This window comes from Pelistega europaea (assembly GCF_013133775.1).
GTDB classification, from domain to species: domain Bacteria; phylum Pseudomonadota; class Gammaproteobacteria; order Burkholderiales; family Burkholderiaceae_B; genus Taylorella; species Taylorella europaea.
Genome location: NZ_JABGBO010000005.1, coordinates 139596 through 159674, shown reverse-complemented (window position 1 = coordinate 159674; position 20079 = coordinate 139596). Strand labels below are relative to the sequence as shown.

17 protein-coding genes and 2 tRNA genes are annotated in these 20079 nt (G+C 41.5%); 9 read left to right on the top strand and 10 right to left on the bottom strand.

The genetic code is table 11. From position 1 onward, the window contains the following. Window positions 1–95: 95 nt before the first annotated feature. The gene (locus tag HKX40_RS06050; RefSeq protein ID WP_171588669.1) at window positions 96–476 is read right to left on the bottom strand and encodes a SirB2 family protein; all 381 of its coding nucleotides are present in this window, start codon (window positions 474–476) and stop codon (window positions 96–98) included. A 224-nt stretch (window positions 477–700) separates the two neighbouring features. Between HKX40_RS06050 and HKX40_RS06045 the strand changes: the two genes are divergently transcribed. The 8 genes from HKX40_RS06045 (at window position 701) to HKX40_RS06010 (ending at window position 9108) form a co-directional block, all read left to right on the top strand. Next, a complete protein-coding gene (locus HKX40_RS06045) occupies window positions 701–1468 on the top strand; it encodes a TSUP family transporter (protein ID WP_171588668.1) in 768 nt (255 codons plus the stop codon). 35 nt (window positions 1469–1503) lie between these two features. Continuing rightward, on the top strand, window positions 1504–2745 hold the full coding sequence (locus tag HKX40_RS06040; RefSeq protein WP_171588667.1) for an SLC13 family permease: 1242 nt from the start codon (window positions 1504–1506) through the stop codon (window positions 2743–2745). Window positions 2746–3053: 308 nt separating this feature from the next. Then, window positions 3054–5525 (top strand): ribonuclease R, encoded by a 2472-nt coding sequence (gene rnr / locus HKX40_RS06035; protein WP_171588721.1) that lies wholly within the window; start codon window positions 3054–3056, stop codon window positions 5523–5525. A gap of 17 nt (window positions 5526–5542) precedes the next feature. Then, window positions 5543–6289 (top strand): 23S rRNA (guanosine(2251)-2'-O)-methyltransferase RlmB, encoded by a 747-nt coding sequence (rlmB, locus tag HKX40_RS06030; protein ID WP_171588666.1) that lies wholly within the window; start codon window positions 5543–5545, stop codon window positions 6287–6289. Window positions 6290–6680: 391 nt separating this feature from the next. After that, window positions 6681–7928, top strand: coding sequence for a cystathionine gamma-synthase family protein (locus HKX40_RS06025; RefSeq protein ID WP_171588665.1), 1248 nt, complete (start codon window positions 6681–6683; stop codon window positions 7926–7928). 351 nt (window positions 7929–8279) lie between these two features. After that, window positions 8280–8552: an HU family DNA-binding protein gene (locus HKX40_RS06020; protein ID WP_171588664.1), complete on the top strand. Its 273-nt coding sequence runs from the start codon at window positions 8280–8282 to the stop codon at window positions 8550–8552. A gap of 377 nt (window positions 8553–8929) precedes the next feature. Then, window positions 8930–9005, top strand: a tRNA-Val gene (locus HKX40_RS06015). 27 nt (window positions 9006–9032) lie between these two features. Then, a tRNA-Val gene (locus HKX40_RS06010) sits at window positions 9033–9108 on the top strand. Window positions 9109–9233: 125 nt separating this feature from the next. On the opposite strand, the gene HKX40_RS06005 is transcribed toward HKX40_RS06010, so the two are convergent. The 6 genes from HKX40_RS06005 to argF all read right to left on the bottom strand — a co-directional run bounded on the left by HKX40_RS06005 (window position 9234) and on the right by argF (window position 16138). Beyond that, window positions 9234–9881, bottom strand: coding sequence for an ABC transporter ATP-binding protein (locus HKX40_RS06005; protein ID WP_171588663.1), 648 nt, complete (start codon window positions 9879–9881; stop codon window positions 9234–9236). 204 nt (window positions 9882–10085) lie between these two features. Next, a complete protein-coding gene (locus tag HKX40_RS06000) occupies window positions 10086–11726 on the bottom strand; it encodes an ABC transporter permease (RefSeq protein WP_171588662.1) in 1641 nt (546 codons plus the stop codon). 31 nt (window positions 11727–11757) lie between these two features. Further along, window positions 11758–12786 carry a Fe(3+) ABC transporter substrate-binding protein gene (locus HKX40_RS05995; protein ID WP_171588661.1) on the bottom strand — a complete coding sequence of 343 codons (1029 nt, stop codon included), beginning with the start codon at window positions 12784–12786 and terminating at the stop codon, window positions 11758–11760. Between the two features lie 314 nt (window positions 12787–13100). Then, the gene (locus HKX40_RS05990) at window positions 13101–13421 is read right to left on the bottom strand and encodes a rhodanese-like domain-containing protein (RefSeq protein WP_171588660.1); all 321 of its coding nucleotides are present in this window, start codon (window positions 13419–13421) and stop codon (window positions 13101–13103) included. 265 nt (window positions 13422–13686) lie between these two features. Further along, window positions 13687–14907: an argininosuccinate synthase gene (locus HKX40_RS05985; RefSeq protein WP_171588659.1), complete on the bottom strand. Its 1221-nt coding sequence runs from the start codon at window positions 14905–14907 to the stop codon at window positions 13687–13689. Window positions 14908–15187: 280 nt separating this feature from the next. Then, window positions 15188–16138 carry an ornithine carbamoyltransferase gene (argF, locus tag HKX40_RS05980; protein ID WP_171588658.1) on the bottom strand — a complete coding sequence of 317 codons (951 nt, stop codon included), beginning with the start codon at window positions 16136–16138 and terminating at the stop codon, window positions 15188–15190. 268 nt (window positions 16139–16406) lie between these two features. Between argF and HKX40_RS05975 the strand changes: the two genes are divergently transcribed. Next, complete coding sequence (locus tag HKX40_RS05975) at window positions 16407–16697, top strand: DUF3579 domain-containing protein (RefSeq protein WP_171588657.1); 291 nt, start codon at window positions 16407–16409, stop codon at window positions 16695–16697. Between the two features lie 157 nt (window positions 16698–16854). Here HKX40_RS05975 and HKX40_RS05970 read toward each other — a convergent pair whose 3' ends face one another. From HKX40_RS05970 to HKX40_RS05960, 3 genes are all read right to left on the bottom strand, one after another. Next, window positions 16855–17844 carry a cytochrome d ubiquinol oxidase subunit II gene (locus tag HKX40_RS05970; protein WP_171588656.1) on the bottom strand — a complete coding sequence of 330 codons (990 nt, stop codon included), beginning with the start codon at window positions 17842–17844 and terminating at the stop codon, window positions 16855–16857. Window positions 17845–17853: 9 nt separating this feature from the next. Beyond that, on the bottom strand, window positions 17854–19179 hold the full coding sequence (locus HKX40_RS05965) for a cytochrome ubiquinol oxidase subunit I (RefSeq protein WP_171588655.1): 1326 nt from the start codon (window positions 19177–19179) through the stop codon (window positions 17854–17856). Between the two features lie 95 nt (window positions 19180–19274). Next, window positions 19275–19949, bottom strand: a complete 675-nt coding sequence (locus HKX40_RS05960) for a PQQ-binding-like beta-propeller repeat protein (protein WP_171588654.1) — start codon at window positions 19947–19949, stop codon at window positions 19275–19277. Between the last annotated feature and the right edge of the window lie 130 nt (window positions 19950–20079).

Genomic DNA, 20079 nt, shown 5'->3' with positions numbered 1-20079 from the left:
AATCATCAAACCATGAGGCTGGTGTTAAGCCTTAGGTGAATTAGCCCCTGCAACTAACAGGGGTTAATTTCATGAGAATGAATAGTTAAGAAGTTTTATGCCCACCAAGAAAGTGGGCTTTTATGTATAGCAACCCCAACAATTAGTACAAATATTAATACAATCACAGCCGATCCGATGAGTTTGCCAGATGTGCTTTTGACAACCTTTAAAGTCACATAGCCTGCTCCAATGTAGGCAAGCAGTAAAATAATTTTAGCTAGAATAAAGGGATGGTGAGGGCCAATCACCATGACCATCATAATGGCACAAATGAGCAACACAGAGTCAATCACATGAGGCAAGACTTTCGCCCATTTTTGTTGTAATAGAGCAGGGCGGTAGACAGATAAAAATACCCTAAATAATAAAAAAGACACTGTTAAATAAGCACAAGTCATATGAATGGCTTTGATGGTGAGATAGTGTTCGGACATATTATTCCTTGTTTTTATTAAATTTAATACTTGTTGTTAAATAAATGCTACTTGCTAAAGTGGGATGAGAACTTGTTGCTGGGAAATAAGTCCTATCATCTAAAATAAAGAGGCTACCTTGCTTTGTCACTATTTATGCAAATAGAACACATTTCCATTTTCCCTATATTAGCGTAAAATACTCAAGTTTTACAGAATATCAGTTTTATTTGTGGGTTTATTTCATGGATTTTAGCTTTAGTTGGGATATGTTGTTACTGTTCTTTGCAGCAGCGACTTTGGCAGGGTTTATTGACTCTATCGCTGGTGGTGGTGGATTGATCGGGATTCCTGTGTTGTTGCTGTCTGGATTGCCTCCAGTCAATGCCTTAGCAACCAATAAGATTCAAGGGATGGCAGGGTCTTTTACGGCATCAATGACTATGATTCGCAAAGGGGTGGTAAACTTTAAAAAAATTTGGTTTGCTGCCTTGATGTCTTTTATTGGGGCGACTCTTGGGACAATTTGTGTGCATTTCATTAATGTCAAAGTGCTTGATATTATTATTCCCATTGTGCTGATACTGATTGGTCTTTATTTCTTGCTGGTACCTAGTGTGGGTGAGATTGAGAAAAAGCCGCGGATGGACGAGAAATTATTTAATGTCACTGTGGTGCCAAGTATCGGCTTTTATGATGGGATTTTTGGACCAGGAACAGGGTCATTTTTCTCTTTATCCAATATCGCCTTACGTGGACAACAAATTGTGACTGCCACAGGCAACGCCAAAGTCTTTAATTTTGCGAGTAATATTGCTGCTGTCGTGGTGTTTTTGGTGAGTGGCAAGATTGTTTGGCTTGTTGGTGGAGTGATGATTGTTGGTCAGATTTTAGGGGCATATATTGGTTCACTAATGGTCATTAAGAACGGAGCTAAACTGGTACGACCACTAGTGGTATTAATGTGTTTCTTGATGGTGGCGAAGTACATTTACGAAAAGTTTGTTATTTAATGTTGGGTTTGTTAAAGGCTTGGCTAACCAAGGATATGACTTTTAGCATATCTTTGGTGGGAGCAGTTATCGCTTGTTCATTGGGGCGGTTTGATACACAATTTATTAACACCAAAGTGATTATTTCGTTATTTGGTTTGATGATTGTTATTGAAGCCCTGAAAGAAATGGGTACATTGACCCGAATTGCCCATCTTGCAACACTTGTTGCCAATAGCAAGAGAAGTTTGGTGCAGCTGTTGGTGGCATTGTCATTTTTCGCCTCTATGTTGCTAACCAATGATGTGACAATTTTGACGGTTTTGCCTATTTTTCTGATGATTGCAAAGCAAGTGTTGGCGCGGCGAGAAACCTTGTTGGGTACTGTGCTGATTATTCTGGCAGCTAATCTGGGAAGTAGTGCATTTCCCACTGGAAGTCCGCATAATATCTTTCTTTATTCGTATTATCATTTAAATGTACAGACTTTTTTCTCATGGATGTGGCTGTTTTGTCTACTATCCGCAGTGATGTTGTGGAGATTGAGTCTATTGGTTGCTAAGGAACCCTTTAATAAAGAAGCAACACAGCAGACTGCACTTCATGTTTTAGCAGCTGGCTCACCACAACAGGCAGACGGTTTTAATCCCCCCTCGCCAATTAAAGCACCTTTAGCTACTAATACCCATCCAAAAGTTGAGGCTTCTTCAGTGGCTAGCACCTCCTCTGCTTCGCCTGTGTTGCACCAGCATGTACCTTTCTTAAAACGTTATTCCCCCTCACCACAAAAATTCCTACCATATGCAGGGCTACTGATTATGCTGGCGCATGTTATGAATTTTGCACATAGTCCTTGGTGGGTGGTGGTAGCTGTTGTACTAGTGTTGGTGCAATTTCCTCATGCTATTAAAAAAGTGGATTACCTGATGCTATTGACCTTTGTATGTTTTTTCTTAATCGTTGGTAATCTATCACAAAACCATTCTATAGCAGATTTTTTGCGTAATGGTGTGCAGTCTTATAAGGATACATTATGGGTTTCGGCAGGGGTTAGTCAAGTGATTAGTAACGTTCCTGCCTCCTTATTGCTAGCTCCTTTTACCAAGCATGCTCAAGCAATGGTAATTGGGGCTAATATTGGTGGTATGGGGACACTTATTGCTTCATTAGCAAACCTGATTGGCTATAAAGTGTTTGCCAGCTACTATCCTAAAGAGAAGACTTCTTTATTAAAATGGTTCAGTGCCATTAATTTTGCCCTGCTGGGGATTTATCTGGCAATTTTCTCAGTTATTTAGACAAAACCCATAGGCGAGTTTGTGGCTTAGGTAAAACCAGTAGGCAGTCTGTAACTTAAACAAAACCCATAGGCGAGTTTGGGACGCTTTGTTTTGGCATTATTCTATAATCGAATCTTAGCGGTATGCCGTTGAGTCGTGGGAAATTTCATTGCCCATCACGGTATTCATTGTAGTAATTATCTTAAATCATAAAAAAGTCACCATGAATGCCGTACAATAAGTGTATTTCGGTGGCGATTGATGCTGTCGAACTTATTTTTAAGGAGATTCCTTTGGTCACACGAGATGCCAATACGCCGATAGAGATGGGCAATCAATACGATCCTGATGTGCCTAGTCGTGAGGATATTTTGGAATTTATGCGTATGCATAAAAAGCAAATTGGCGTAGATGCGTTGGCAAGACATTTTGGGTTGCTACGGGAAGCAGGTCTCGTTGGTTTAGAAAAACGTTTACAAGCCATGCAGCGAGATGGTCAACTGATTGCAATTCGTCAAGGCTACAAGATTAATCTGCACAATAATAATGTTGTGGTAGGTACTATACAAGGGCATCGTGATGGTTTTGGCTTTCTCATTCCTGATGATGGTAGTGAGGATGTCTTTTTACCTAACCGTGAAATGCTCAAAGTTCTCCACGGCGATAGTGTGAGTGTCAAAGTGACCGGTAAGGATTCACGAGGCCGCCTTGAGGGGATTATTCTAGAGGTTCTAAAACGAGGCATTACTAAGCTTGTTGGTCGTCTGCTTTATGAACAAAATCAATGGATTGTTGTCCCAGAGGATCAACGAATCAAGCATGATATTGTAATTCCTACTGCTGAATTAGCTGGGGCAGAAAAGGGTAAAGTTGTCGTTGTCGAAATCACTACCCAGCCGACACGCTATAGTCAGCCTACAGGGCGAGTGGTTGAGGTCTTGGGAGATATTGATGATCCAGGTATGGAAATTGAAATTGCAATTCGCAAGTTTAATGTCCCTGCTGAATTTTCTAAAGCTGCCCTCAAACAAGCCAATGCACTCCCTGATCATGTGACTGCAAAAGATTTAAAAGACCGTATTGATTTGCGAGATATTCCATTTATTACGATTGACGGAGAAGATGCTCGTGACTTTGATGATGCGGTTTATGCACAAGAAGTGAATCTAGGGACAGAAAAACGAAAACGTCGTGGTTGGCGTTTATTAGTTGCTATTGCTGATGTGTCTCACTATGTCAAAGCAGGTGATGCACTTGATCAAGATGCGGTGGAGCGTGGTACGTCAGTGTATTTCCCTCGTCGCGTGATTCCTATGTTGCCGGAGGTACTTTCTAATGGATTATGCTCTTTGAATCCTGAAGTCGATCGTCTAGTCATGGTCTGCGATATGGTGATTCCAGCAACAGGGGTTAAAGCAGGGCAGGTGACAGCATATCAATTCTATAATGCAGTGATTCACTCACATGCACGTACGACTTATACTCAGGTATGGGATTGTCTACAGCAGCCTGATGGACCTTCTGCTCAACAGTTACGTCATGTACAGCCACAGATTCAGGATTTATACCAATTATACGAATTATTATTCAAGGCACGTCAGGCTCGTGGAGCAATGGAGTTTGAGACAGTCGAGACTAAAATCATCAGCAATGAGATGGGCAAGATTGAACAAATCGTGCCGTTTATTCGTAATAATGCACACCGCCTCATTGAGGAATGCATGCTTGCTGCCAATACTTGTGCTGCTGATTTTATTCTCACCCATAAACGTATGGGGTTGTTCCGTATTCATGAGGGACCGACACCTGAAAAATTAGATAGCCTACGTGATTTTTTAAAGTATTTTGGTTTGTCTTTGGGTGGGGCTACTCAACCTCATGGCAAGGATTATGCCGCCTTGTTAGATAAAGCACGTATGCGTCCTGATTATCAAATGATTCAGACCATGGCTTTGCGCTCTATGCAACAAGCAGTGTATAGCCCTGATAATGTAGGGCATTTTGGTCTTGCTTATGAGGCGTACACTCATTTCACTTCGCCAATTCGCCGTTATCCTGATTTGCTAGTACATAGGGTTATTAAATCAATTTTGGCAGAGACGCGCTATGTCCCCCATGTAGAGGGTTTAGCCAAGGCCAAGGGTGAATCTGCCAAGGAATATGAGCATGCCGTTTGGGATACCTTGGGACGCCAATTATCAGCAAGTGAGCGTCGAGCTGATGATGCTTCACGAGATGTTGAGGCATGGCTAAAAGCATGGTATATGCGAGAGCATATCGGAGAAGTCTTTAGCGGCAAGATTTCAGGAGTGACTAATTTCGGTGTGTTCGTGACCCTGGATAATCTTTTTGTTGAGGGGCTTGTACATATCTCTGTGTTAGGTTGGGAATATTTCCAATATGTAGAGAAGACAGGCGAATTGATAGGGGATACCACAGGTAAGCGTTATCGTCTCGGTGATGTTATGCATGTAAAAGTGGCCCGGGTAGATTTAGAAGCAAGACGCATTGAGTTCTTGCCAGTACAAGGGTTAACTTTTGCCTCTGTGCAAAAAGAGCTAAACAGTGCAAATAAACGCTCAACAGCACCTAAACGGGCAGCCAAACCAAAACCAGACGCCCTAAAAGGACAAACTGCTAAGCAACGAAGAGCTGCGGCCAAACGTGCGGAGAAAGAGGCTGCTCGAGCCGAGTTAGAGGCCAAGCGAGCCGCAGAGGCAAAGCGTAGCACAAAGAAATCTAGTAAGCGACGAACAACTAAATCTTCAAGTAAACGTAGCACAAGAAAAAAACGTTAATTTTATAAAGGTAAAAAATGGCATCACATCAGATTTTGGCAGGGTTTCACGCAGTGACAGCACGTCTGCGTCACGCCCCTGACTCTATTAAAGAAATTTATATTGAAACCTCTCGAAAAGACAAACGCATGCAAAGTTTGGTAGATCAGGCTGAGCGTCAGAAAGTTAAGATTTACGCCGTAAACATGGAGCGTCTTGATGGTTTGGCGAAAGGAGTCCGCCATCAAGGTGTAGTGGCTTTGGCTGAGCAACGGCAGTTGGCGGTAAATATCCATGATGTTCTTGATGTGGTGACTGAGCCGGTTTTATTGCTGATTCTTGACTCGGTAACTGATCCGCATAATTTGGGTGCTTGCTTGCGTACTGCAGATGCTGCGGGAGTTCACGCTGTGATTGCCCCCAAAGATCGTGCGGTAGGGCTGAATGCTACGGTACAACGCGTCGCTTGTGGAGCGGCAGATACTGTGCCTTACTTAATGGTGACTAATCTAGCGCGCACCATGCGTGAGCTGAAAGAGCGTGATGTGTGGTTGGTAGGAACGACAGACCAAGCAGAACAAGACATTTATCAGGTTGATGGTACTCGTTCTATGGCGTGGGTAATGGGAGCTGAAGGTGATGGTATGCGTCGTCTGACAGCAGAAACTTGTGATGAACTTGTGCGTATCCCTATGGCAGGCTCTGTAGAAAGTTTGAATGTTAGCGTTGCCAGTGCCGTGTGTTTATATGAGACAAGTCGCCAACGTCTCGCAGCAAAGCGTTGATTAAGCTGTCAGCATAAGCCTATTCACAAGCACTCTGGAAGATTTCTCGTAAATCTAAAAGAGTGCATGTTTATTTTTAAAAAGCATATTTTTAAAAAAGTATGACAGTACAGAAGTATGAAAGTACAGAAGTATGGAAGTATGGAAGTACAGGAGTATGGAAGTACAGGAGTATGGAAGACAGATTTATAACTAAAAGTTTTAAGCGTATTTTGTAACCCTATTAACTATCGCTTATACTTCTTTGCATATCTATTTTCCCCAATGTGCTAAGGTAATAGGTTGGTTGATTATGACAGGTATTTCTCATCAGTCGGATTATTTTTTCATTGTTAATTATCGATTTTGTTTCCTGTTACCCCCAAGCATTTTATTTTTTGAGTAAAACATCATGAGTTCCCAAAATATTAGTACCAAAATTGTTCATGCAGATCGTCGCCAAAAAGTTGAGCATAATGCTATTCACAAGCCTATCCACGTATCTGCCCAGTATTCCTTTAATGATGTGAGAGATTTGATTGCTGTGTTTGGTAATACTCCTGGTTATGCTTATTCGCGCCAAGGGACACCAACGGTGACAGCAATGGAGAATAAGGTAAGCCTATTAGAAGAGGGGATTGCTACGATAGGGTTTGCCTCTGGTATGGCGGCTATTGCAGCAGTCATGTTGACGCTATTAAAAGCGGGAGATCATTTTATTTCTAGTCGTTTTATTTTTGGCAATACCAAGAGTCTTTTTTCTACATTGGAACAACTTGGTATTGAAGTCACTATGGTGGATACGACCAATATCAATGAGGTCAAGGCAGCCATTCGTCCAAATACACGCATGCTTTTTACCGAGACCATTGGTAATCCCGTAACACAAGTCAGTGATTTAAAAGCGATGGGGGATTTTTGTGAAGCACAAGGGTTGATTTACTTTGTGGATATGACTATGGTGACCCCTTACTTGTTAAAGGGTAAAGAAATCAAAGCCTCTTTAGTGATGCACTCCTTGTCAAAGTCTATTTGTGGTCATGCTAATGCTTTAGGAGGCTCTGTGACGGATACAGGTCTATTTGATTGGTCTCGTTATCCGAATATTTTAGATGTTTATCGTAGTTATCCCTTGGAAAAGCAGGGGATTACCCAAATTAAGAAAAAGGGCTTGCGGGATATGGGGGCTACTCTTTCTTCTGAGGCAGCAAATCGCATTGCACTTGGCATGGAAACTTTTGAGTTGCGAGCCAAAAAAGCTAATGATAATGCACTTGCCCTTGCTCGTTATATGCAAGAAAGCCCTATTTTTGCAGAAGTTAAATATCCTGGTTTAGAAAATCATCCTCAGCACCAGTTGGCGAAAACCTTATTTAAGGGCAAAGGCTATGGTTCATTAATTGCTACTTCATTGCGTGATGATATTGATTTAATCAAGTTTTTAAATAATTTAAATACGATTATCCTCGCTACACATTTAGGTGATAACCGCACTTTATGCTTACCTGTGGCACCAACGATTTATGCGGAAGCATCTCCAGAACAACGTGCCTTAATGGGTATTTCTGATAATTTATTGCGTATTTCAGTCGGTATTGAAGATGTTAATGATTTAATTGCCGATTTTGAGCAAGCATACCAAAAAACAGTATCAGCTTAAATTTAGCTTATTGATAGTTTTTTTCATTCAAGCACTCTTGTCTAGGGAGTGCTTTTTTGCTTAAAAAAGACGATGTGCCATAAGTGAAATAGCAGCCAGCACCAAAGGTAAGGGAGTGTTTTTTTGCTTAAAAAAGATGCTGTGTCATAAGGCTATAAGAAAGTGCAAAGAAAGGGCAGAAGTGCTTGTTATGTGATGAAAAACCCACAGAATTGGGGCAATTCAGCCTGAAAAATAGTGATATACCCTGATAAATGGAGTTTTTTATAGGTAAATACTTGACAGACAAGGTTATTCAAGAGATTATAACGAAAGAAGTTTTTTTGTACTCATTCTTATAGGGGTAATTTGATGAATAAAACTGAATTAGTTGAAAAAATTGCTGAAAAAGCAGAGATTTCTAAAGCTGCTGCTGGTCGTGCTTTAGATGCTACTATCGAAGCTGTAAAAGCGACACTTAAAAAGGGCGATACAGTAACCCTAGTAGGTTTTGGTACTTTCCGTGTTTCTGTTCGCGCAGCGCGTACTGGTCGTAACCCACGCACTGGTGAAGAGATTAAAATCAAAAAGGCTAAAGTACCTAAGTTTGTTCCAGGTAAAGCATTAAAAGAAGCAGTTAAATAATTTGTTTTACTGTTTTGTGATAAAAGCCACCTCTTGAGGTGGCTTTCTTATGTCTATCATATGTAAACTCAATCCTAGCCTAGAAAAATCTATTTATGCAAACCTAGACTAGAAAAGGCTATCTATGCAATCCTAGCCTAGAAAAATCTATTTATGCAAACCTAGACTAGAAAAGGCTATCTATGCAATCCTAATCTAGAAAAATCTATCTATGCAAACCTAGACTAGAAAAATCTATCTATGCAAACTCAACACTAGAATAGAAAAAATGTTGTGTTAAAACAACTTTAAATTAAAAAAATAAGTCTTTGATGTATGCAAAATCTTGCCAAAGAGCGAAAACCTCCTTATAATTTAATACTTCGATGCACGCAGATGGGTGCTTAGCTCAGTTGGTAGAGCGGCGCCCTTACAAGGCGTAGGTCACAGGTTCGACCCCTGTAGCACCCACCATCTTCTAGCATCGTTCATCACACTGATGGGTGCTTAGCTCAGTTGGTAGAGCGGCGCCCTTACAAGGCGTAGGTCACAGGTTCGACCCCTGTAGCACCCACCATCAGGTCAATACATCAGTTCAGTATATCACTTCCTTATTTTCCCCTTTGCTTTTCTCGCTACTACAGGCGATGGTATCACTTCTTTAGTGCTGAGCTTATTCTATAAAAAACTACATGGCTTTTGCTAGATTTCTCCTATATGGTAAATCTGTTTGGCAAAAACATCTGCCTCTGCACGGTTGTGCGTCACTAAAATGGCACTGAGTTGCTTATCTTTCAGAATATCGCATACCTCGGTAGCAAGTTTCTCTCTGGTATCTACATCTAAATTAGAAAACGGTTCATCTAGCAGTAATAACTTTGGTTCAGGAGCGATAGCACGAGCAAGGGCAACACGTTGTTGTTGTCCTCCAGATAGTTCGTGGGGATAGGATTTCGCATAGCCAGGGAGACCGATAAGAGTCAACATTTCGTGGGTGGTTTGCTTGATCTGTGCCTTGGGTAAATGATGTAGTCCAAAAGCGATATTCTGTGCCACAGTGAGATGAGGAAAGAGGGCATAGTCTTGGAACATCATTCCAATATGCCGTTGCTCAGGTGGCACCATGTAGCCTGTTTTGGCAATAATATCCCCATCGAGAAGAATTTCCCCTCCATACAAGGGTTCAAATCCTGCAATAGCTCGCAAAATCGTTGTCTTGCCACATCCAGAGGAGCCTAGTAGGCAGGCATTTTCCCCACGAGCTAAATGCATAGAAAATGCTTCTATGATGGTTTTAAAACCATTTCCTTGGGGATAACCGAGTTTAACATCATTCAGTTGTAGAAGCATTTTTCACCTTTTTCAAAAATCATTTATCTTAAATCAACCTAACTACCCAAAATATAGCCACTATTTTTTATGGAGTTATAGCTACTTTCCCATTAAACTCCGATGGCTGGATATTTGGCAACCATAGTAGGTTGTTTCCTATGGAGTTGTAGGTGGATTGTTTCCTATGGGTTATTTCCATAGCTATGCCAACAGTTAGCTCTATCATGTTTTAAACTGCGTCTTGGCAAGGAAAATCACAGGAACTAATCCCACCAATACGATTAGCAAGGCAGCAATGGCTCCTTCCTCATAGGTACCGCGAGCAGCTTCGGCATATAACCAAGTAGATAGTGTCTCAAAATTTAGTGGGCGCAACAGCAAAGTTGCAGATAATTCTTTCATGGCATCAACAAATACCAATAATGCCGCAGCTCCTAACGCGGGTTTTAATAAAGGCCAGTGCACACGTGTGAACACTTGTTTATCGTTACAACGTAAACTGCGTGCTGCTTGGTCTAGCGATATGGGGATACGTGTATAGCCAGATTCAGTTGAACCGATGCTAATTGTTAAGAATCGAATGTAATAGGCAATAACTAGTCCTGCTATACTTCCCATGATATAGAGTTGGGGTGGTAATGAGAATATGGCACTCATTGCAGCACTAATCCCATTGTCTATCCATACTAGAGGGGTCACCAAGCCAATAGCGAGTACAGAACCAGGAATAGCATAGCCTAGACTGCCTAGTCGCACCATACTTTTTGCATAGCGGAAGCGTGGTTGACGTACTACCCAAGCAATGATTACACCAAAAATGACGGTCACAATAGTTGCTACTGCGGCTAGGGTCACAGTATTTACCGTACTATGCCACAATGCATTGGAAATAGCACCGACATTTTCTAGTCGTTTAATGGTTTCAGAAATAAGATAGAGGGCTGGAAAAGCAAAACCAACCACTACAGGCAACCAACCTAGACATAAAGCGATAAAGGCTTTGTAACCCGTCAATACTATAGGTTGGATAGGGTGTAGGCGTTGAGTATTAGTATAACGCTGACGTTGGCGACTGAGGCGTTCAATATATATTAAAAAGGTGACGATAAAAAGCATAAAAATCGCTATTTGCGAGGCTCCTGCAAGGTTAGAGCGTGTCACCCATTCGGTATAGATAGAGACGGTTAATGTCTTAATCCCTAGAAATTCTGAGGCACCAATATCATTCAAGGTTTCTAGTAAGGTAAGACTAATTCCTACGACAATAGCAGGGCGTGCCATGGGAAGAATTAAACGGTAAAATGTCTGAGTAGGTGTGCAGCCCAGCGTACGAGCGGCTTCGACTAGATTTGCCGATTGGCTCATAAACATCACGCGTACATTAAGATAGACATAGGGATAAAGTGCCATGCCCATCACGAAAATAGCCCCTGGCATGCCGCGTAGGTCTGGTAGGCGAAATTGTCGAGGGGATTCATAGCCGAGCAACTCGCGAATCACTGTTTGGATAGGACCGAGTGGATGTAATAAATCTAGATAGGCGAATGCCATAATATAGGTGGGAATTGCTAAGGGTAATAGCAATGCCCATACCAGTAGGTTACGTGTAGGAAATTGGTAGGCACAAGTGAGCCAAGCAGCACCTGTGCCAATGAGACCCACCATAATACCAGTACCTATAAGCAAAATCGCTGTGTTATTTAGGGCATAGGGCAATACATAACGGATTAAGCTATCCCAATGACCAAAATTTCCTGATATGGCGAGGATAAATAGGCTAAAAACAGGTGCTATAACGCTGAATACAATTAACCAGCCAAGGCATTGAGTAAAGGTAATCCGATTATTTTTTTGCAATGGCATGGTTTATGTATAAATTGCTGAATAAAGGAAGTTAGTTATCAAAGCCAACTTTTTCCACTAACGCACTGGCTTTTTTGCGATTTTTAGAGATTTCCCCAAGTGGTAAGGTATCGGGTTTAAACTCGCCAAAAGATGCCACAGTAGGATCTAATTCAGAGCCAGCTACCACAGGATATTCGTAATTTACTTTAGCATACATGGCTTGTGCTTTAGGGCTAACCAAGTACTCTAAAAGTTTCACTGCATTCTCTTTGTGAGGGGCATTTTTAGCGACAACTGCACCAGATACATTAGCATGTGTCCCACCATCTTTGGCACCAGCAAAAACTGGGCGAATGACTTTAATGGCTTCTCCCCATTTACGTTGGTCAGAGCCTGGTTCTGCATTTAACATGCGACCTACATAATAAGCATTAGCGATACCAATATCGCAAATACCAGCAAGAATATCGCGAGCTACATCACGATCGCCACCAGCAGCTTTGCGTGCAAGATTGGCTTTCACCCCTTTGAGCCATGCTTCTGTTTTAGCTTCACCATCATGAGCAATAAGAGCAGCGACTAAGCTGGTGTTATATGGATGTTGACCAGAGCGGATGCATACCTTGCCTTTCCATTTAGGATCAGCAAGTTCTTCATAGGTAAAGTTTTTTAAGTCTAAATCCTTGGCTGCATATAGCACGCGATCACGCAATGAGAGGGCGTACCAGTTGCCGGCTGGATCGCGATATTGTGCAGGGATAGCTTTCTCTAGCGTTGCTGATTGGATGGGTTGAGAAAGACCTTTTTCAACAAGGTCAGTCAAGTTGCCAATATCCACAACCATTAATACATCAGCAGGGGACTTCTCACCTTCATTTGCCACACGTTCAGCCAAACCATCTTTTACAAATACGGTATTCGCTTTAATACCTGTGTCTTTAGTAAATTGCTCTAACAGCGGTTGTAATAAACCTGGCTCACGAGTGGTATAAATATTGACTTCCTCTGCGGCTTGAGCAAGAGAGCCTGTTAATGCGCAGGCAATCACAAGTGGCTTGAGTAAGGTATTAAAAGTCATAGGAAATCCCTCCAAATAAAAACAACTGAATGATGCTGGTTTTCTGCTAAACTTATTTAGATGATGTGTGAATAATAGAAGAAAACCTTGGCAAATAATATTATGATAAATAATTACAATAATGATAAATAATTTTGGAAATGATAATTATTATCAAGCATGAATAATAACTGCTTTAGGCACTTTTTTCAAGTGTAATTATTCGGCAGAGAAAATAAAGTTGTTGGGTGTAATTACACTGCAAGGAAAATAAAGTTGTTGGGTGTAATTACGCTACAAGAAAAATAAAGTTGTAAAGGGAATGCTAAAAAGATTTAATATCTAGGCACAGAAGTATCGATTTCTGTTGACCATGCATCAATACCGCCTTGGACATTATAAACGTCTTCAAACCCTACCTCAGTGAGATATAAGCCTGTTTGTAAACTACGCATGCCATGATGACAATAAATCACAAGTGGCTTACTATCGTCAATCTCGGCATGACGGATAGGAATCAAGTGCATTGGGATATGGAGGTGACCAGGAATATTGGCAAAAGCCACTTCATTGTCTTCTCTGACATCAAGAAGAGTAATATCTCGGCCTTCATCTAGCCATTGTTTGAGTGTCTGAACGGTGATTTGTTGAATCATAGTGATATGTAGAAGACAGTACAAGCTTGTTGAATTATAGTGATTGTAGAAGACAGTATCAGTTTTGTCTTCTTAGAAGCTTGCCTTTTGTTTAACTATGCTTGAGTTTTAACCAGCATTGAGTCAAAGAGGTCAGGGGAGTGTATGAGCATAAGCCCAATAAACAAGAGTCGCTAAAGTGGTCTTAAAAGACCTTATTATGCGATTGCTTAAAACTCCTATAGACCTCTTTGACAGGTTAAAAGTGAATGATTAAAAGCTAATTTTATTTACGACCAGCTTTGCTTTCAATACGCATACGCAATGCATTGAGCTTAATAAAGCCAGCAGCATCTGCTTGGTTATAAGCACCACCGTCATCATCAAAAGTAGCAATAGTCTTATCAAACAAGCTATCTTTAGAGTCGCGAGATACAGTGTACACGCCACCTTTGTAGAGTTTAAGACGAACAAAACCGTTGACATGCTCTTGAGTGTGGTCAATAAGCACTTGCAAGGCTTTACGCTCAGGAGACCACCAGTAGCCATTGTAAACCAATGCAGCATAACGAGGCATAAGGTCGTCTTTAAGGTGAGCCACCTCACGGTCAAGTGTGATAGATTCAATCGCACGGTGACCTTTAAGCATGATAGTTCCCCCTGGGGTTTCATAACAACCGCGAGATTTCATGCCTACATAACGGTTTTCAACAAGGTCAAGACGACCAATACCGTGTTTGCCACCAAGCTCATTAAGTTTTGCTAATACGGCAGCAGGACTTAAACGAACACCGTTAATAGCAACGATGTCACCACGTTCGTACTCAAGGTCGATATATTCAGGAGCATCAGGAGCTGCTTCTGGTGAAACAGTCCAACGCCACATGCTTTCTTCTGCTTCAGCATTTGGGTCTTCGAGGTGACGACCTTCGTAGCTGATGTGAAGTAGGTTGGCATCCATAGAGTAAGGAGCACCACCTTGTTTGTGTTTCATCTCAATTTCAATGCCAGCTTTTTCAGCGTAGGCAAGGAGTTTTTCGCGAGAGAGTAAATCCCATTCACGCCAAGGAGCAATAACGCGGATATTTGGATTTAGTGCATAGTAACCAAGCTCAAAGCGGACTTGGTCGTTGCCTTTACCTGTTGCACCGTGAGAAACCGCGTCTGCGTTTAATTGCTTAGCAATTTCAATTTGTCGTTTGGCAATAAGAGGACGAGCGATAGAAGTACCTAGCAAGTATTCGCCTTCGTAAATGGCGTTGGCACGGAACATAGGGAATACAAAATCACGCACGAACTCTTCGCGTAAGTCTTCGATAAAGATGTTTTCAGGTTTGATGCCAAACTTTAATGCTTTCGCACGTGCTGGTTCAAGCTCTTCGCCTTGGCCAATGTCAGCAGTAAAAGTCACCACCTCGCATTGGTAAGTGTCTTGTAACCATTTTAGAATTACAGATGTATCAAGACCGCCAGAATAGGCGAGAACTACTTTTTTAATATCGCTCATGTTAATTACTCAATCAATAAGGATTAATAATGTAGGCATATTTTACGCCTTAAATTAGGTTTGCAAAAGCCTAAAAGCCTGATTAGCCGTATTTTGTTTCAAATCAGTGCGTGAATAATCAATGCACTGTTTTAAAAATGTATCGCCTGGAATAAGCCCTCAGTTTATGACTGAAAGGGTTTACTTATTATGTTTATCCACCCAATAAGTAGACCCTATATTTAGCAAGTACTACGGGATATTTCCATGCCTATTTAAGACAAAAAACAGCAGAGAAGATTTACAATGAAGGAGTTTCTTGTTTGCCTAATACCAAGAATTCCATCAAGGCTTTTTGTACATGGAGACGGTTTTCTGCTTCATCCCATACTACGCTTTGAGGACCATCAATAACCTCAGCACTCACTTCTTCGCCACGGTGAGCAGGGAGGCAGTGCATAAAGATGGCGTCTTTATTGGCTAATGACATCATCTCACTATCAACCATCCAGTTGGCAAAAGCCACGCGACGTTTTTCATTTTCTTGTTCATAACCCATGCTGGTCCATACATCAGTTGTAATTAAATCAGCTCCTTTGGCTGCTTCCATTGGATCGTCGAACTCTTGTAAGTGACGAGGGCTGACAGAGCCAATACGGTCATGGTCAAGTTGATAGCCTTTAGGCGCAGAAATATGAAGTTTAAAATCAAGCAGTTGAGCTGCTTGCAACCAGGTATATGACATATTATTGGCATCCCCAATCCAAGCAACTGTTTTACCCTGGATAGGACCGCGATGCTCAATAAAAGTCAACAAGTCTGCCAGAATTTGGCAAGGGTGATATTCATTAGTTAGACCATTAATGACTGGTACGCGAGAGTGTGCGGCAAAACGTTCAAGACGTGTTTGTTCAAAAGTACGAATCATCACAATATCAACCATGCGGCTAATCACACGAGCAGTGTCTTCGATAGGTTCAGATCGTCCAAGTTGAGAGTCATTAGCAGTAAGATTAATCACTACCCCCCCCATTTGGTACATACCAGCCTCAAAAGAGACGCGAGTCCGTGTACTGGCTTTTTCGAAAACCATTGCAAGGGTACGGTCGTGTAAAGGCATATGAGGCTCGTATCGTTTGAATTTTTGTTTGATATAGCGAGCACGCTCAAGAATATAAAGGATTTCTTGAGCCGAAAAATCAGTAAGCTGTAAAAAATGGCGCATAGGCGCACTAGAGTTCTGAGTAGTCATATGCAAACACACAAAGTAAAAAATAAAAAGTATTCAATGGGTAACTACACTTTGTGAAAAAAGAGCATCAGATGAAATAGCTAATCAAAAAGCAAAAGCTCCTTAACGTATTTGTGATTCCAAAAACAAGTGATGCGTATTCCTTAAAACAAAGAAAGTTTCGCCCAAAAATGCTCAAAAGACTTATAATAACAATAATCAAGAAAAATGTCGAAATTATCGGATAAATCGTCTAAAATATCCGCTCTTTTGCTACAAGGTTAGTCAAGTGCAACAGTTAATTATCTACGGTCTTACGAAGTCTGGTCAGCGTTTTCGTCCGAGCGATTGGGCTGAGCGTCTTGCTGGGGTAATGGCACAGTTTCGTCCACCTGGGTTGCAGTGTAGTCATATTGCTTATTCTCCCTATGTGGTGCCTACCAATAGAAATGGTCACAAGTGCGTGATTGTTGATGAGCGTTTGCGTCAGTTGGAACCACGGGCATGGAAGTTTGTTAATGATTTCGCCGTGGATAATAATCTTACAATAGAGCTGATTGGTGAATCAGAATTCGATTAGTTAACAGTCTTTATCGTTCAAAATCATTTACACACTAGAGCTGATTGGCGGAGCGGAGTTCGATTAGTCAGCAGTCTTTATCACGTTAAAATCATTTAAAAAGGGCATTGAAAATCAATGCCCTTAAACTTTAATTTCCTAATAATTATGAGACTAATTACTCATATTTGAGGGTAGATGCCTTGCCTCTAAATACCCAGTAAGCAAAGATGCTATAAGCTAGAATAATAGGGACGGTAATGCACACGCCAATCAACGTTACCACTAGGGTAGGGGTGCTGGCAGCGGCTTCCCACACGGTGAGTTTATCAATTACGGCATAAGGAAAGACACTAATCGCTAATCCTAATGCACATAATACAAGCACAAACACGGTTAATCTAAATGGTCTCCATACCCCATGGTGAAGCACTTCTTCCCCTTTAACCAAAAATTTAAGGCGAAGTAATAACAGTGCTGTCGCTATAGGAATAGGCAATAGCCATAATTCCTCGCTAAACCAACGATTGTAGATACCTTGGCTGATATAGGGAGTAGCAAGAGAAATCAAAGCCAAGCACACAACCACCAGCCACCATGCTTGGTTTGCCCAGTGTTTGGCTTTGCGTTGCAACTCACCCTCTGTCTTGGCAATCAGCCAGCAAGCAGCTAATAAGACATATACGGCTGGAACGGATAGCATCACACCGATAGTGAAGAGGTAGTGATCCCATTCTGTACCAAAAGCAGTGATATAGCGACCTAACATCCAACCTTGGCATAGAGCCATGCCACCAGAGCTAATCATAAAGCCAATATTCCAGAGCTCTTTGTGATAGTCATCAGCTTTTGCTCTAAAGTCAAATGCAGCTCCGCGAATGAGCAACATAAAAATCATAAAGGTGGCGGGTAAATACAACTCTCCCAAAATCAAGGTGTTTGCTTTAGGGAAAGCAATGAATAACACACCAGCCCCAAGCACAATCCAAGTTTCATTAGCATCCCAGAAAGGGCCAATAGAGCCTACCATAATATCTTGTTCAGCACTTTTAGCACGTGGCATGAGCATACCGACACCGAGGTCAAAACCATCCAATGTCACATAAATAAACATGGCTAAGCCTAAAAGGGCAAGGAAAATAAGGGGTAACCAATAATTCCAATCCATGATTTTCTCCTATTGTTTACTGGGTTCTGTATGGTGGTGTTCTGCCAGATGTTTTAAGACGGCGATGTAAGACAATAACATCGCACCATAAAGCAAGAAGTAAAACACGAGAGTAAGACCAACATGATCTGCTGGCACAGCTTGAGTGACTGAATCAGAAGTACGTAGTAGCCCATAGACAAGGAATGGTTGACGACCAATTTCAGTGACATACCAACCTGCTAATGTGGCGACCCATCCCGAGAAAGTCATACCTGAAAAGAGATAAAGAACCCAACGAGGGAGTTTATTGGGATTCCAGCCTGACTTGCGATAACGATACCACCCAAACCAACTTGTTAGTAGCATTAATACCCCCACGGCTACCATTACACGGAAGGCATAGAAGACAGGGGCAACAGGAGGATGGTAGTCAAACTGATCCATACCCTTAATTTCCCCATCCCAATCATGGGTAAGGATAAGTGATCCTAAATGAGGTACGGAAATATCGAATTTATTTGATTGTGTTTTCTCATCAGGATAGGCAAATAGATTGAGAGCAGCAGGTTTCTCAGTATGCCAAATGGCTTCAATAGCTGCTAATTTTGCAGGTTGATGTTCTAAGGTATTGAGACCATGCGCATCTCCTACAAAAATTTGTACCACGATAACGACAGCCGCAAAAGATAGGCCTGTTTTCATAATTAAGCCTGTGGCTTCAGTAGCACATCGTTTGATGACCTGCCAGGCAGATAATCCCACCACCAAGAAAGAGGCAGTAAGCACTGAGGCCAAAATCATATGAGTAAAACGGTAAGGGAAAGAGGGGTTAAAAATGACCTCTAACCAATTTTCTACATGGAATACCCCATTTGCATCGATAGAATAACCTGCTGGAGTTTGTAGCCATGAGTTTAATGCCAGAATCCAGAATGCAGAAATGAGCGTGCCGATAGCGACAATACAAGCAGCAATCAGATGCAATCGCTGGCTGACTCGCTCACGCCCAAATAACATAATACCCAGAAAGCCTGCTTCTAGGAAAAAGGCGGTGAGGACTTCATAACCAAGAAGAGGGCCTGCTATATTGCCTGCTTTTTCCATAAAAATTGGCCAGTTGGTGCCGAATTGAAAACTCATGGTGACACCAGAAACGACACCAACAGCAAAGGTAATGGCAAAAACTTTGACCCAAAACTGATAGGCTACTAGCCAGCCTTGCTTGCCGGTCTTTCCCCACATATAACGGAAAAAGACCAGATACCACGATAAGGCAATACTAATAACAGGGAATAAAATATGAAAACTAATATTTAATGCAAATTGTATGCGACTTAAGATTAAGGCATCCATTGTCGTTTACCTCTTTTGTATATAGATAAAAATATTTTACTTAAGAGTGGACGAGTAGCTAAACCACCCGTCCTAAACGATGGAAAAAGGCCTAATTACTTTTGTTCGTCAAGAGCATAAGCAACAAGGGAATCTCCCAACTTTGTTTCAAAATCACTGCAAGGTTTACCATTATCCGCATTGACGGTGATGAGACGACCATCATTAACAGGCAGAATAACTTTGCGAGGGCATTCTAGTGAAGCTGTGCTGGTACTTAAAGAAGCACTTTTAGGATTAATTTGTGCTGCTGTATCCGCATCATAATAAGACACTCCACGGCAAGTTAAGTGTTGATATTGTTTAGTCGATGCAATCTTGGGGTCAAAACGCCAAAGACGCTTACCTGTAGCGGCATCCAATGCATCAAGGCGTTGGTGTAATGTACATAAAAATAATTTATCACCAACTTTTAAAGGGGTGACTTCATAAGTACTCTCACCAGAGTCATCATCGGTTTTCATATCTTCTGTATGATAAACCCAAGCAACTTTCAGTTTGTTGACATTATTGGTATTGATTTGTGTTAGTGGTGAATAGCGTTCGCCAGCCGATGAGCGGCCATAGGCGACCCAGTCACTATCAGCGACGCCAGGGACACTAGTAGGTGTGGGCTGCTCACGGGCAATCGTGTCATTGATTTCTTGAGGGGCATGGTAAATACCTCCCCCGATAAGAGCAAATATTGTCATCAGTATTGTTGTCAGCCCTCTTATAAGAGAGATTTTCATGCTTAATCCTTATTGAAAAAATCTACTGTCAGGAAATTTTCCACAATTCAAGCATTGTTCTTGGTTGTTTTTGATTTAATTATAAATCCTATCCCAGAAGAAGAATGTCTTTGAATAATGAGATCAAGAG